The sequence below is a fragment of the Enterococcus cecorum genome (genome assembly GCF_052119425.1).
In the GTDB taxonomy this organism is placed as follows: Bacteria; Bacillota; Bacilli; order Lactobacillales; family Enterococcaceae; genus Enterococcus_E; species Enterococcus_E cecorum_C.
The window spans coordinates 1-15,726 of the sequence record NZ_JBQKFH010000043.1; the positions used below are offsets into that span (position 1 = coordinate 1).

At 36.7% G+C, this 15,726-nt stretch carries 12 protein-coding genes and 1 other annotated feature; of the genes, 9 read left to right on the forward strand and 3 right to left on the reverse strand.

Features of this window, described 5'->3' with window-relative positions:
- Positions 1-120: 120 nt before the first annotated feature.
- A complete protein-coding gene (locus ACTQZM_RS09985; protein ID WP_441653680.1) occupies positions 121-1,470 on the reverse strand; it encodes an aspartate kinase in 1,350 nt (449 codons plus the stop codon).
- 383 nt (positions 1,471-1,853) lie between these two features.
- Between ACTQZM_RS09985 and ACTQZM_RS09990 the strand changes: the two genes are divergently transcribed.
- The 9 genes from ACTQZM_RS09990 (at position 1,854) to radC (ending at position 13,458) form a co-directional block, all read left to right on the forward strand.
- Positions 1,854-3,575 (forward strand): septation ring formation regulator EzrA, encoded by a 1,722-nt coding sequence (locus tag ACTQZM_RS09990; RefSeq protein WP_248626446.1) that lies wholly within the window; start codon positions 1,854-1,856, stop codon positions 3,573-3,575.
- Between the two features lie 132 nt (positions 3,576-3,707).
- The gene (locus tag ACTQZM_RS09995; RefSeq protein ID WP_441653681.1) at positions 3,708-4,850 is read left to right on the forward strand and encodes a cysteine desulfurase family protein; all 1,143 of its coding nucleotides are present in this window, start codon (positions 3,708-3,710) and stop codon (positions 4,848-4,850) included.
- 15 nt (positions 4,851-4,865) lie between these two features.
- Positions 4,866-6,074 carry a tRNA uracil 4-sulfurtransferase ThiI gene (gene thiI / locus ACTQZM_RS10000; RefSeq protein WP_441653682.1) on the forward strand — a complete coding sequence of 403 codons (1,209 nt, stop codon included), beginning with the start codon at positions 4,866-4,868 and terminating at the stop codon, positions 6,072-6,074.
- A gap of 174 nt (positions 6,075-6,248) precedes the next feature.
- Positions 6,249-6,884 carry a redox-sensing transcriptional repressor Rex gene (locus ACTQZM_RS10005; RefSeq protein ID WP_311897519.1) on the forward strand — a complete coding sequence of 212 codons (636 nt, stop codon included), beginning with the start codon at positions 6,249-6,251 and terminating at the stop codon, positions 6,882-6,884.
- A 68-nt stretch (positions 6,885-6,952) separates the two neighbouring features.
- Positions 6,953-7,441, forward strand: coding sequence for a thiol peroxidase (gene tpx / locus ACTQZM_RS10010; RefSeq protein WP_243198616.1), 489 nt, complete (start codon positions 6,953-6,955; stop codon positions 7,439-7,441).
- A 41-nt stretch (positions 7,442-7,482) separates the two neighbouring features.
- Positions 7,483-7,696 (forward strand) — a binding site (T-box leader).
- A gap of 299 nt (positions 7,697-7,995) precedes the next feature.
- Positions 7,996-10,638 (forward strand): valine--tRNA ligase, encoded by a 2,643-nt coding sequence (locus ACTQZM_RS10015; RefSeq protein ID WP_441653685.1) that lies wholly within the window; start codon positions 7,996-7,998, stop codon positions 10,636-10,638.
- Positions 10,639-10,709: 71 nt separating this feature from the next.
- The gene (locus ACTQZM_RS10020) at positions 10,710-12,014 is read left to right on the forward strand and encodes a bifunctional folylpolyglutamate synthase/dihydrofolate synthase (RefSeq protein ID WP_441653683.1); all 1,305 of its coding nucleotides are present in this window, start codon (positions 10,710-10,712) and stop codon (positions 12,012-12,014) included.
- Between the two features lie 9 nt (positions 12,015-12,023).
- Positions 12,024-12,680: an HAD family hydrolase gene (locus ACTQZM_RS10025; protein ID WP_441653684.1), complete on the forward strand. Its 657-nt coding sequence runs from the start codon at positions 12,024-12,026 to the stop codon at positions 12,678-12,680.
- A gap of 109 nt (positions 12,681-12,789) precedes the next feature.
- On the forward strand, positions 12,790-13,458 hold the full coding sequence (gene radC / locus ACTQZM_RS10030) for a RadC family protein (protein WP_016251704.1): 669 nt from the start codon (positions 12,790-12,792) through the stop codon (positions 13,456-13,458).
- Between the two features lie 37 nt (positions 13,459-13,495).
- Here the strand turns inward: radC and rnjA are convergent, their stop codons facing one another.
- Both rnjA and ACTQZM_RS10040 read right to left on the reverse strand, forming a co-directional pair.
- Positions 13,496-15,175 carry a ribonuclease J1 gene (gene rnjA, locus ACTQZM_RS10035; protein WP_113784616.1) on the reverse strand — a complete coding sequence of 560 codons (1,680 nt, stop codon included), beginning with the start codon at positions 15,173-15,175 and terminating at the stop codon, positions 13,496-13,498.
- Between the two features lies 1 nt (position 15,176).
- Positions 15,177-15,389, reverse strand: coding sequence for a DNA-directed RNA polymerase subunit epsilon (locus tag ACTQZM_RS10040; protein WP_016251707.1), 213 nt, complete (start codon positions 15,387-15,389; stop codon positions 15,177-15,179).
- Positions 15,390-15,726: the final 337 nt, after the last annotated feature.

Consider the following 15,726-nt stretch of genomic DNA (forward strand, 5'->3'; position numbering starts at 1 on the left):
GTCGATTGAAAAAAGAAAAGAAAATAAAAAAAAGAGAGAAAGCATTCATAAAATAACTTTCTCTCCAATTGACTTAATTGCCAACAACACTACTTGACAAAGAGCCTTTATCCTTATCAATTAGTCAAAGAAGGTGTAATAAAGTGAACGAATCGCTGCTTTTTCATCTTTATCTTGTATACCAAACATGATGCTTACTTCTGAGGAGCCTTGATTAATCATTTCAATATTAATTTTCTTTCTCGCAAGCGCAGCCGTACTTTCAGCAGTGACACCAACTTTTTCACGCATACCTTCGCCAACGACAACCACCATGGTAATATTGTGTTTAATGCGTAATTCATCAGGGTCAATTTCATAGGCAATTTTTCGAAGGAGTTCTTCTTCTGTTTCTTCTGTCAGTTGGTTTGCTCGTAAAATAATGGAAATATCATCAATTCCAGAAGGCATATGTTCATATTTGATATTGAAATCTTTGAGAATCTGTAATACACGTAAGGTAAAGCCTACTTCACGGTTCATGAGATATTTGCTGATATAAATCATGCTAAACCCACCATCGCTAGCAATTCCGACAACCGTTTTTTCATGTTTGTGCTTTTCATGAACGATTTGTGTACCTGGATGCGTAGGGTTATTCGTGTTTTTAATCACCACGGGAATTTTTGCTTGGAATGAAGGAATTAAAGCTTCATCGTGGAAGACAGAAAAACCTGCATAAGCTAATTCACGCATTTCTCGGTAACTGATTTCTTTAATTAATTCTGGTTCATGAATAATACCAGGGTGTGCGGAATAAATACCATTCACATCAGTAAAGTTTTCGTATAATTCAGCATTCATGCCGGCAGCGATAATAGCGCCAGTAATATCAGAGCCACCACGAGAAAAAGTACAAATATTTCCTTCTTCAGTAATTCCAAAGAAACCAGGAATAACTAAGATATCAGGATTTTTTGCCCACTTATGGATTAATGGATAAGCTTTGTTCAAAATACGGGCATTTTTAGGTTCATCAGTTACAAATAAACCAATTTCTTTTGGTGAAATATAGCGTGCTTTCAATCCTTCTGCTTTAAGCACCCCTGCAATTAAACGGGCGTTGTTGTCTTCTCCTCGCGATAAGATTATATCATAAAGGTGTTCATTCCCTCTTGTTTCAAGTGTACGTAATTTTTCCAAATCTTCATGAATGGCAGCAAGAATGTTTGCATCTACGTGAAAAGCTTGGCCAATTTCTTCATAACGATTATAAATAGCTTCTATTAAGCGAGAAGGGTCTTTGCCAGCAATCAGCTTATCATGTAGAGAAATTAATAAATCTGTCACTTTGATATCATCACTGTGACGCTTTCCTGGTGCCGAAACAACAATATATCTACGTGCAGGATCATCTTTAATAATGTTCACTACCTTTCTCACTTGATCTGAGCTGGCAAGTGAACTTCCTCCAAATTTTGCAACTTTCACTTTTTAAATCTCCTCCTTTTAGAAAGGTTTTCTTAAAATGTAACGTTTATAGACTAATAAATCAAGCCTTTTTTATTAAAAAAATGAATATTTATCGATAAAAATGAGAAAAAGATTAAAATTCTTTAGAGAGGGTGCTTTTTTTGGTGCATTTTATTCCTCTTAAAAGGAAAATCAAGAAAATATTAATTCTTTGTAAAAAAGTTGAAAAAATTTTACTTTTATTTCAGTAAGAATAGTGAATGATGGGTCAGTTTGTGATATAATTCATTGCAGATGCCTTTTTGACCAGAAATATATCTATATTTCAATTAGTATTCTTGTAGTAGTACCTGATGAACATCTGTGTAAATGTATTTTTTAGGAAACTGGAGGAATCAATTGTGGGAAGTAATCTGATTATTGGAATCGTCGTCGCAATTATTGTGGCTGCGGCCATTGTTTACTTTGTGGGATATTTTGTTAGAAAGAAAACGATGGCTAGGCTCGATGAATTGGAGCAACGAAAGGAACAATTATTTGATCTTCCGGTGATTGAAGAGGTCGATGAAGTGAAGAAAATGCACTTAGTCGGCCAAAGTCAGAATACTTTTAGAGAATGGAATCAAAAATGGACCGATCTTTCTACGACAGCATTTGCTGATTTGGAAAGTCAAATTTTAGAAGTCGAATCCTTAAACGAAACCTTCCGCTTTATGAAGGCAAAACAAGCTGTTGAAGAAGCAGAAATAGCTTTGCTGAATATGGAAGAAGATGTTGCTGAGATTCGTAGTGGTCTTAAAGAGTTGCGTGAAAGTGAAGAACGTAATTCCCTACAAGTTCAAAATGCTTTAGATAAGTATCAAGAATTGAAGAAGAGAATGCGAGATGAGTCTGATACTTTTGGTCCTGCTTATCCTGAATTACAAAAGCAGCTAAAAAGTATTGAAATTGAATTCACACAATTTGTAACTCTTAATACCTCAGGTGATCCCGTCGAAGCTCGTGAAGTTTTACAAACAGCTGAAAATCACACTTACACATTAGAAGATGTGATGAATCGCTTGCCGGTATTGTACGAAGATCTTAATAAGACTTTCCCAGATCAACTAAAAGAAATCGAAGAAGGTTATCAAAAGCTTATTGATGCACATTTCGTTTTCCCTGAAACCAATTTCTTAGCAGAAGTCAGTCGTGTACGCGAAAGAATTGAAAACTCTATGCGTGATTTAGCCAAGACTGAAGTGAATTTAGTTGAACCGGCCAATAGCGATACAGCTAACGACATTGACGCTTTATATAGTATTATGGAGCGCGAGATTGATGCGAAGAAATATGTCTTGAAAAATCGTGATATTATTGCAGATTATGTGGCATTTGCAACGAAAAACAATCGTCAATTATTGATTGAAATTGATCACACTGCTCAAAGTTATACATTAAACCATAATGAATTGGGACGTGTACGTGGTTTTCAAACAGAAGTGGATGAATTGGTTCGTCGTAATACTAGCATGATGGAAGCAATGGAAGGACATAAGATTCCGTATTCTGAAGTACAAGGATTTTATAAAGATGCTTATAAGATTTTAGATGATATTCAGAATCAACAAGTAGAGATTGATGAAGAATTGAGAGAACTACGTCGCGGTGAAAAAGTTGCTCAAGAAAAAGTAGAAAGTTTTGAGTTTCAATTACGTAATTTAAAACGTTTTGTCGAAAAACAACGCTTACCTGGATTACCAAATGATTACTTAGAATTCTTCTTTATGGTGACAGATCACGTTGAAGGACTAAATCGAGCATTAAATAAAATCCGCATTAATATGGAAGACATCAATCGTTATGTAGACACTTGTCAAGATGATTTAGATAAGCTTGATAAGGAAACACATGATTTGGTAGATGCTGCAGCTTTAACAGAACAAATGATGCAATATGCAAATCGCTATCGTCATTCTCATCCAGATATCAAAGCTTCAATTGATCGAAGCTTAGATTTATTTACGAATACTTATCAATATCAAGAGGCACTTGATGAGATTGGCACCGCATTAGAACGTGTAGAACCTGGAGCATTTACGCGTATTGAAAACTTCTATTTCAATCATCGCGAATTAGTGTAAAATGACTTATAATTATGTCTATGAAAGAAGAGTGAGTTTGTCTTGCTCTTCTTTTTTTCTAAGGTACTTAACTTGAAACACGCGAGAATTGTCGCTATAATGATAAAGGTTTATGAACGAGGAGGTATTAATTTGATCTATTTTGATAATAGTGCAACGACGAGTATTCATCGTTTAGCTTTGGATGCTTACGTGAAAACTAGCCAAACGATTATGGGAAATCCCTCAAGTTTGCACCGATTAGGGACTCAAGCAAATCGGTTATTACAAGAAGCTAGAAAGCAAATTGCAGGCTTACTTGATGTACATACAGATGAAATTGTTTTTACAAGTGGAGGAACAGAAGGAAATAATTATATCATTAAGGGAACTGCTTATGAAAAACAAAATTTTGGTAAGCACATTATTCTTTCGGCTATTGAACATCCTTCAGTGAGTGAAACCTGTCAACAATTGGCTGCACAAGGCTTTGAAATAAGTGTCGCGCCTGTAGATAGTCAAGGATTTGTGAAGATAGATGAGCTAAAGAAATTGATTCGTAAAGATACTATTTTAGTTTCCATCATGGCGGTAAATAATGAGGTGGGAAGTGTTCAACCGATTCAAGCAATTAGTGAGTTGCTTGCTGCGTTTCCTAAAATTCATTTTCACGTGGATAGTGTACAGGCAATTGGGCAAATCCCACTTTCTGACTTTTTAACAGAGCGTGTGGATTTTGCAACATTTTCTGCTCATAAGTTTCATGGTCCGCGTGGTGTAGGTTTTATTTATAAGAAACAAGGTCGTAAAATTATGCCTTTATTAGCTGGTGGGGGACAAGAACAAAATCAACGTTCGAGTACCGAAAATTTACCAGCGATTGTGGCGATGGCTAAAGCTTTGCGATTAAAACTTGATCAGCAAGCACAAAAAATGGCCAAGGTTGCCAAATTAAAAGATTCATTGAAGTCTGCACTTGTAGCGTATCCAGAAGTGATTGTTTTTTCTGGTAAAGATCAGTTTGCTCCTCATATTCTTTGTTTTGCTTTAAAAGGGATTCGCGGCGAGGTATTGGTTCACGCATTAGAGGAAAAAGAAATCTTTATCTCTACAACCAGTGCTTGCTCTAGTCGTAAAAAAATGGCTAGTTCAACCTTACATGCTATGAATGTTGAGGATAAAATTGCTAAATGTGCAGTACGTATCAGTTTAGATGAAAGTAATACAATGGCGGAAGTAGAGCAATTTTTAATTGTGTTCCGTCAATTATATCAAAAATTTACCAAAGTGATGTAAGAAAGGATGAAGAGATTGGAATATAGTGAAATTATGGTTCGCTATGGAGAATTATCCACTAAAGGCAAGAACCGTAAATCATTTATTATGCAACTGGCGCAAAATGTCAGAAGTGCCTTGAGTGATTATCCTAATATCAAGATTAAAGCCGACCGTGATCGGATGCATTTATTACTCAATGGTGAAGATAGCTATGCGGTTATTGAAAAACTACAGAAAGTATTTGGAATTCAAAATTTCTCACCTAGTATCAAAGTAGAAAAATCAATTCCTGCACTTATCACAGCAGTACAGAGCGTGATGAAAGAAATTTATACTGGGACGGAAAGTTTTAAAATTACCGCTAAAAGAAGTGACCATGATTTTGAACAAACTAGTGAAGAGTTAAATTTAACATTAGGCAATGCGGTTATCGATATTTTTCCAGATATTAAAGTGCGAATGAAGCGTCCAGATATTAACTTACGTGTAGAAATTCGCTTAGATGCGGCTTATATCTCTTATGAAACGATTCAAGGTTCAGGTGGGTTGCCTGTAGGAACTTCAGGTAAGGGGATGTTGATGTTATCTGGAGGAATTGATTCTCCTGTAGCGGGTTACTTTGCGATGAAACGTGGGGTAGAAATTGAAGCCGTGCATTTTGCTTCACCACCTTATACGAGTGAACAAGCCTTACAAAAAGCAAAAGATTTAACGGCTAAATTAGCGCCTTATGTCGGTAGTATTCAATTTATTGAAGTGCCATTTACTAAAGTTCAAGAAACGATTAAAGAAGTCGTTCCTCAAGGCTACTGGATGACGTTAACGAGACGAATGATGTTAAGAATCACGGATGAAATTTGTAAATTACGTCATGGTTTAATTATTTTAAATGGTGAGTCTTTAGGGCAAGTTGCTTCACAAACGTTGCAAAGTATGGTTGCAATTAATGAAGTGACCAATCGACCTGTTGTGCGTCCAGTTGCAACCATGGATAAGCTTGAAATAATAGAAGTAGCCCAACAAATCGATACTTTCGAATTAGCCATTCAACCATTTGAAGATTGCTGTACGATTTTTGCTCCACCACAACCTAAAACACGGCCAAAATTGGAAAAAGTTCATGAGTATGAGGAAAGATTTGATGTTGAAGGTTTGATTCAAGAAGCGCTTGCTGGATTGAAAATCTCAGAAATTACCCCTCATTCTAGTGAAGTTCGTGATGAATTTGCTGATTTATTATAATTATTCAACTGATTGACTTAGCAATGTATTTTGCTGATTCAATCAGTTTTTTACTATATCGTAAACACTTTCACAAATATTAAATAAAAAACGTTTGGCTACTTGTAAGTTTGTGCTATTCGTGATAAACTCAAAATGTGAAACGATGAACAAAAATGAAAGGGAAAAATATATATGGAAGCCAAAAAAAAATTACCCAAAGCAACAGCCAAGCGTCTACCCGTCTATTTACGCTATCTAAATGTTTTGCAAGACAGTGGTGTGACAAGAATTAAGTCCAAAGGTTTTGCAGAAATTACCCAGATTCCTTCAGCTACGATTCGTCGAGATTTTTCGTATCTAGGCGAGTTAGGGCGAAGTGGCTATGGTTATGATGTGCCTTATCTGATAGAAGTTTTTAGCAATTTACTAGATGTGCAAGAAGAAAAACGAATCGCATTAATCGGGTTTGGTAATCTGGGAAAAGCCTTAGCCAAGAATAATTTTAGGAGAAACGGCAATTTAAATATCGTGGCAGTATTCGATAATAATCCTGAACTTATCCATCAAGAAGTAGAAGGATTTTACGTATACAGTATTGAAGAGTTAGCTCAAGTGGTACTACAAGAAAATATCACCGTGGCCATTACGACTGTGCCTAGTAAATTCTCACAAGAAGTAGTGAATCAAATTGTTGACGCAAATATTACCGCTATTTTGAGTTTTGCTCCTGACCGTGTCAATGTCCCTAAGGATGTCACAGTTCAATATATTGACTTAACCACAGAATTGCAAACCTTAATTTTCTTTGATCGAGAATACAAGAAATAAAGCATTTTATTTGTTCGTAAAAACAGCTCGTGCTAAACTAAAATAAAAAAGCAAAGGGATGGATGAACATGCAAATTACGAAGCGTGGAGAGGCTTTTTCATTAGTAAAGGAACCATTGAAGGTAGGAAATCAAGCAGTGGATTTTGAATTAAAGGATTTGAAAGATAAAGTTTTTCATTTATCTCAGTTATTAGACAAACCTTTGATTATCAGTGTGGTGCCAGATATTAATACTTCAGTGTGTTCTATACAGACGCGTAAATTTAATGAAATGATGGCTAAGTTTGAAGAAGCAAATTTTGTCACAATTTCTAATAATACGAAAGAACAACAGGAATCTTGGTGTGCAGCGGAAGGTTTGGATTTAGTGATGTTGCATGATCCTGAGAATACATTTGGTCAAGCTTATGGTGTTTTGATTCCAGAATTAAATGTGTATGCGCGCAGTGTCTTTGTGATTAATAGTGATGGCAAAATCATTTATGAAGAAATTGTCCCTGAAATGACACAAGAGCCTAATTATCAAAATGCAATTGATGCCATTGTCAACCGTTAATTCCATTGCAGTTTGACTTATGGCCAACTTCATTGTAAAATATGCTTACGTTGATCAAGAGGAGTAGTAACGTTTATTGATTTTTAGAGAGAAGACCCTTGGCTGTGAGGTTTTTAATCAAGCGTTATGAAGGTAGCTTGTGAGTACTTATCTTGAAAGTATATGTAGAGATAAGCGAGTTGTGATCGTTAACTCACTTTTGAGAGGTAGTATTGACTACAATTTAGGTGGTACCGCGTAATTTACGTCCTAATGTACAAAAGTCTGACTTTTGTACATTAGGACTTTTTTAATTAAGGTCGCGAAACAGCTTGATCAGACATGAAGAAATTCGTGTGCTTACCTCCCACTGAGAAAATCGGATGAAAGGAGATTTTCACAAGTGGGAGGACGAATTTCACAATGTCTAGCTGTTGAGCGCCGTGGATCATGGATGTGAAGCGACTTGAACAGCCACGAGCGGATAAGTTTGTCCAGGACGTTAGAAAATTTAAGGACTCTTAAACTAAATTGTAGGCAACGGATAAATAAAAATGAAACCAATGAGGAGGAAGATTATGGCAGAAAATACACTATCAAGCAAGTATAATCCGCAAGAAGTAGAAGCTGGCCGTTATCAAGAATGGCTAGAAAAAGATTTATTTAAGCCAAGTGGCGATAAAAAAGCAAAACCTTATTCAATTGTGATTCCACCACCAAATGTAACAGGTAAATTACACTTAGGTCATGCTTGGGATACGACTTTACAAGATATGATTATTCGTCAAAAACGTATGCAAGGTTATGATACTTTATGGTTACCAGGAATGGACCATGCGGGGATTGCGACTCAAGCCAAAGTGGAAGCTAAATTACAAGAACAAGGAATTTCACGCTATGATTTAGGTCGTGAAAAATTTGTGGAACAAGTTTGGGATTGGAAAGAAGAGTATGCCACTCATATTCGTGAACAATGGGGCAAACTTGGCATTTCTGTAGATTATTCTCGTGAACGTTTTACTTTAGATGAAGGATTATCTAAAGCGGTACGTAAAGTCTTTGTTTCCTTGTATGAAAAAGGCTTAATTTATCGTGGCGAATACATTATTAACTGGGACCCTAAAGCAAGAACCGCCCTTTCTGATATTGAAGTAATTCATAAAGATGTGGAAGGTGCTTTTTATCACATGACTTATGAATTAGCGGATGGCTCAGGTACTGTGGAAATTGCGACTACTCGTCCAGAAACGATGTTAGGGGATACTGCAGTGGCTGTTCACCCTGATGATGAACGTTATCAACATTTAATTGGCAAAAACGTAATCTTACCAATTGTGAATAAAGAAATTCCAGTTGTGGCGGATACTTATGTTGATATGGAATTTGGAACAGGGGTTGTGAAAATTACACCAGCACATGATCCAAATGACTTTGAAGTGGGTAACCGTCATGATTTACCACGCGTGAATGTCATGAATGAAGATGGCACAATGAACGAACTAGCCGGAAAATATGCCGGTATGGATCGTTTTGAAGCTCGTAAAGCAATTGTTAAAGAATTGGAAGAATTAGGTCGTTTAGTGAAAATTGAAAAAATGGTCCATAGTGTGGGTCATTCTGAACGTACGGGGGTAGTCGTTGAACCACGTCTATCTACACAATGGTTTGTTAAGATGGCACCTTTAGCCAAACGCGCCATCGAAAATCAAGAGACTGAGGATGCTGTTGAATTTTATCCACCACGTTTTAACCAAACTTTCTTACGTTGGATGGAAAATGTACATGATTGGGTCATTTCACGTCAATTATGGTGGGGTCATCAAATTCCAGCCTGGTATCATAAAGAAACTGGCGAAATGTACGTTGGCATGGAAGCACCTACTGATAGCGAGAACTGGGTACAAGACTCCGATGTATTAGATACTTGGTTTAGTTCTGCATTATGGCCATTTTCAACGATGGGCTGGCCTGATACGGAGAATGAAGATTTCAAACGTTATTTCCCAACGAATACATTAGTCACAGGTTATGATATTATCTTCTTCTGGGTAAGCCGTATGATTTTCCAAAGTTTGGAATTTACGGATAGTCGTCCATTCAAGAATGTATTAATTCATGGATTGATTCGTGATGAACAAGGGCGCAAGATGAGTAAATCTTTAGGTAACGGGATTGACCCTATGGAAGTCATCGAAAAATACGGGGCGGATGCTTTACGTTGGTTCTTATCAAATGGTTCAGCACCAGGTCAAGATGTGCGCTTTAGCTATGAAAAAATGGATGCAGCTTGGAACTTCATCAATAAGATTTGGAATGCTTCACGCTTTGTCTTAATGAATGTAGAAGGTATGAGTGCAGCAGATTTACATCTTGATGGTCAAAAGAGTGTCGCTGACCGCTGGATTTTAACTCGCTTGAATGAAACGATTGACAAAGTAACGCATTTATTTGATCGCTTTGAATTTGGTGAAGCTGGCCGTAATCTGTATAACTTTATTTGGGATGACTTCTGTGACTGGTACATTGAAATGAGTAAAGAAACGCTTTATGGAGATAATCCAGAAGCTAAACGTATGAATCAAGCGGTATTGGTATATGTATTAGATAATATTGTACGTTTACTACATCCAATTATGCCGTTTGTTACTGAAGAAATTTTCTCTAAATTACCAACAACAACTGGTTCAATCGTGGTCGCAAGTTATCCAGAAGTAAATGCATTTAGCGATGAGTCAGCTGCTGAAGGAATGGAAGTCTTAAAAGAAGTAATTCGTGCGGTTCGAAATATCCGTGCTGAAGTGAATACACCATTATCAAAAGCCGTCACTCTTCTCATTCAAGCAAATGATGAAAAAGTACAAGCTTTCTTAACGGCTAATCAAAATTATATTATGCGTTTTTGTAATCCAGATGAGTTGGTAATTGCAACAGAATTAGCAGTACCTGATATGGCAATGTCACAAGTGATTACTGGTGCGACGATTTACTTACCATTGGCGAATTTAATCAACTTAACAGAAGAAATTGCCCGTTTAGAAAAAGAATTAGCCAAACTAGATGGTGAAGTGAAACGTGTTCAAGGTAAATTAGCAAATGAACGTTTTGTAAGCAAGGCGCCTCAAGCAGTGGTTGACCAAGAACGCGCCAAAGAAGCCGATTATCTTGAAAAACAACAAGCAGTGGCACAACGCATTGCTCAATTAAAAGAATTACAATAATCAGAAAGGGGGACATTTGTAAATAGCAATTTGCAAGTGTCCCTTTATGCTTAGTAAAAGAAGGTTTTAAAGTGAGTTTTACAGAAAAAGAAGCAATTAATTGGATTCATAGTCGTTTAAAATTTGGTTCTAGACCAGGACTTGATCGAATTGAAGCGATATTATCAGCTCTAGGAAATCCTGAGAAAAAGGTTCGCATGATTCATATTGCAGGAACGAATGGCAAAGGCTCAACGGTGAGTTATTTGAAACATTTGCTCATGCAGACAGGCTTAACTGTGGGGACCTTTACTTCGCCCTATATTGAATGTTTTAACGAACGGATTGCCATTAATCAACAAATGATTCAAGCAGAACAACTCGCTGATTTAACTTGGCGTGTGAAAGCAGTGGTAGAAAAGCTAGATGAGGATTCGCATTTAAGCGGGGCTACTGAATTTGAAATTTTAACAGCGATGGGATTTTTATACTTTTATGAACAACAAGTAGATGTCGCAATTATCGAAGTGGGACTAGGGGGCTTACTGGATTGCACCAATGTAATTACCCCTGATTTGGTAGGTATTACAACAATTGGGTTAGATCATCAAGATATCTTAGGTGAAACACTAGAAGAGATTGCCTTTCAAAAAGCAGGTATCATTAAAGATAAAGTGCCAGTGGTTTGTGGCAATATTGAAACAGCTGCTATGAGTGTGATCGAACAAGTGGCAAAAGAAAAACAAGCGCCAGTATACAGCTATCAAAAGGATTATTCCGTCACTTATTTACGTCCAGATGCTAAATGGGGTGAACGATTTAACTATATTGATGCTGATGGTGAGAGGAAAAATTTATTTACACCGTTATTAGGCCATCATCAAATCGAAAATGCAGGCATGGCGATTTTCTTGTTTAAAAAATATTGTGAGCTTCTTGGGTTACCACTGCAAGAGAAATGGATTGTGCAAGGCTTAAAAGCGACTTTTTGGCCAGCAAGAATGGAAAGAATTAGTCAGCAGCCGTTAATTATTTTGGATGGCGCACATAATGATCATGCGATGGCGCGTTTAGTTGAAAATCTAGATGAATTTAAGGATTTTAAAAAGTATGTTTTATTTTCAGCCTTGCAAACCAAAGATGTAGATGGCATGTTGAAAATGTTGTTGAAGGTTCCAAATGTAAAGATTGTTGTTTCTTCTTTTGAACATCCCAAATCAATTCAAATGACTGAGTACTTCGAACAAATGGCCCCAGATAAATTATCGGTTGTCTCATTATGGCAATTTGGGTTGGCGGAAATCTTGGAAAATATGCAAGAAGAGGATATGTTATTGGTAACGGGGTCACTTTATTTTGTGTCTCAAGTTCGGGAATTATTATTAGGACAAGAGTAGAGGTGTGCGATGAAAAAATATAAAGGCATTATTTTTGATATGGATGGGCTGTTGTTTGATACGGAAATGACGTATTACCATGCCAATCAAGTTGTTGCTGATCGTCTGGGAATAAGCTATGATTTTGAAGTTTACCGCCAATATATAGGTATTTCAGATGAAGAAATGATTGCGGCTTACCATAAAAATTATGATCAAAAATATGGTAAAGAAGTGGTTGATCGTTTAGTAAATGAAAGTCATGAACAAATTTTTGCTGATTTTTCTCAAGGTAAAGTAGCATTGAAACCAGGGGTCGAGGCTTTAATGGCGCGTCTGAATGAGTTACACATTCCCAAGGTCATTGCTTCAAGTAATACTTTAAAGTTTATCAATATTTTGCTTGCTCATTCTAGTATTAAAGATGAGTTTGATAGTATTGTATCTGCAGAAGACGTCCATTTTGCCAAACCAAATCCAGAAATTTTCTTAAAGGCTTTGGAAAAATTAGGTCTTAAAAAAGAAGAAGTCTTGATTTTTGAGGATTCTAAAAATGGTATCTTAGCTGCGAATCAAGCTGGCATCGATGTGGTGATGATTCCTGATTTAATTTTGCCAACGGAGGATTTAAAAGCAAAAACAGTAGGTGTTTATCAGAGCCTAAATGATGTAGTTGAAAAATTTTAATAAATGGCTATCCTATCAAGAGTTGTTTAACTTTTGATAGGATTTTTTGTTTAGTGAAAAGCTTTTGGCATTTTTTTGCGTAATTTATTAGTGAAGGGGGTGAATAGTTATGGAAATTCCAACAAGTTCAATGCCGCGCGAACGTTTAGTTGAGCGTGGGGTTCATGCTTTATCTGATCAAGAACTGTTAGCTATCTTATTACGTACAGGGACGAAACAAATGAATGTCCTTGAGTTAGCTGGCAAAGTATTAACGCATTTTCCCAATTTATTTGAATTAAAACAAGCAGACTTACCCGAATTATTATCAATAAAAGGCATTGGTCAGATTAAAGCTGTTGAATTACAAGCAGCGATGGAACTAGGGTATCGCATCCATCAATCATGTCAGCCTAAATTTGGACGTGTATCAAGTAGTTTTCAGTTGGCACACCAGATGATTGCTGAACTGAAAGATGAGCCACAAGAACATCTCGTTTGTTTATATTTAAATACTAAAAACGAAATTATTCAGAAAAATAGTTTGTTTACGGGTTCTTTAGATCAGTCTATTGCGCATCCTAGGGAGATTTTTAGAGCGGCTGTTAGATGTAGTGCAGCACGAATAATTGTTTGCCATAATCATCCTAGTGGCAATCCTGAACCATCAGAAAATGATAAAGTCTTTACAAAACGCTTGATTCGTTGTGGAGAATTGATGGGGGTTGAAGTTTTAGATCATATTGTAGTTGGACATGAAAGTTATGTGAGTTTAAGAGAAAGAGGATTATGGCAATAAAAAGGAGGTCAGGCGTTAAATTCCTGACCTCTTATTTTTATTTATCGGGTGTCATAATCATTGCTAAAATCATCGGACTACGACGTGTTTTTTCGTATAAATAAGGCTCAATCGCATCAGTTAGGATTTCACGTAATTGATGCTCACTTATTTCACCTTCTTGATTGAAGGCGTCCATTAATGCATCATACAGAATACCTTGCGCCTCACTAATCATTTCGCCAGATTCACGCATGTAAATAAAGCCACGTGATAAGATATCTGGTCCGGCTAGCAATTCACGTTTTTCTAAGTCTACCGTTACAACGATAAGGACTAATCCTTCTTCAGAGAGAATTTGACGATCACGTAAAACTACATTACCGATATCCCCAATCCCACTACCATCAACATAGACATCACCTGCGTGGAAGTGACCAGCAAGTCGTGCGCTATCACTAGTTAAAGCGAGCATATCGCCATTTTCCATAATGAAACAATTTTCTTTTGGCACGCCGGTTGCTTGGGCTAATTGTGTATGAATTTTTAACATACGAAATTCACCATGAACAGGCATAAAGAATTTTGGTTTCATCAAGCGTAACATTAATTTTTGCTCTTCTTGACCACCATGACCAGAAGTATGAATATTATTTAATTTACCATGGATGACATTTGCACCTGCTTCAAGTAGTAAATTAATTAAATGATTGACGCTAGTTGTGTTTCCTGGGATAGGAGAACTAGAAAAGATGACCGTATCATCAGGATGAATACTGATTTGGCGATGTGTACCGTTTGCGATACGACTTAAGGCTGCCATCGGTTCACCTTGAGAGCCGGTACATAAAATCATTGTTTGATTGGCTGGTAATTGATTTAATTCACTCGCATCAATAAAGGTACCTTTAGGAACTTTGATATAGCCTAATTTTTGACCATTTACGATGGCATTTTCCATACTGCGACCAAAAACGGCAATTTTTCGTCCAGTGGCTACTGCAGCATCAGCAGCTTGTTGTAAACGGAAAATATTAGAAGCAAAACTTGCGAAAATAATTCGACCTTCAATTTTTTCAACGATTTTAATAATTGAATCACCAATGGTACGCTCTGATTTGGTAAAAGCTGGGATTTCAGCATTGGTACTATCAGAAAGTAGGCAAAGCACACCTTCTTCACCAATTTTAGCCATGCGATGTAAGTTTGCTGGTTCACCCACAGGCGTAAAGTCAAATTTAAAGTCACCAGTCGCTACGATATTTCCAGAAGGTGTTTTTACAACAACACCAAGCGCATCTGGGATACTATGCGTCGTTCTAAAAAAGCTAACAGAAGTTTTTCTGAATCGCAATACAGTATCTTCATTAATCTCCGTTAACTTGGCATCTCTTAACAAGCCATGTTCTTCGAGTTTGTTGGTAATTAATGCTAAAGCCAGTGGTCCCGCATAAATAGGAATATTGGCTTGACGTAATAGGTAAGGAATACCGCCAATATGATCTTCGTGACCATGAGTGATAATTAAACCTTTTACCTTTTGGATGTTTTGAACGATGTAGCTGTAATCAGAAATGACATAATCAATGCCAAGAAGCTCATCTTCAGGGAATTTAATTCCGGCGTCTATCAAAAGAATCTCATCTTGGAATTGCACCCCATAACAGTTTTTTCCGATTTCACCTAAGCCACCAATCGCAAAAACACCTGTTTCATTGTTTTTAAGATTGACTTTCATCTTAAAACTCCATCAATTTGAAGTCAGCATTTTCTTGTTCGTAAGCTAAATGATTGCCTTCTAATAATTGAATGTATTCAATATTGTATGGGGTATGGTCTTCAATTAGTTGACGAGCAGTTACTTCGCTATCAGCTTCAAGATAAAGCGCTCTTGTTTGTTCTCTTTTTGGATTACGATCTTTCGTTTCTTGATAAAATACTTTGTAAATCATGAATAATCTCCTTTGTTCTATTATAAGCACAAGGCTTTATTTTTTTCTGAAAGTCATTGTTCCATCTGCTAGCAACGGGGCTAGTAGAATTGAAAGTCTCGTATTCACTTTCAACAAAGACTTTGGTTTCGTTTTGCACTAATAATTATTTTACCATACAAATAAAAATAAGTATAGGAACTAAGGCTTAATGTCTGAAAAATCTTTAAAAGAAAAACGACTCCTGAAAATGAGGTGACCCCAAAAAGTTAGACTTTTTTACGAGACGACTCCGGTCGTCTCGTTTTCATTATGCAGCTAAAAGATGGAGCCTATATTGAACAGGACTCATCCATCC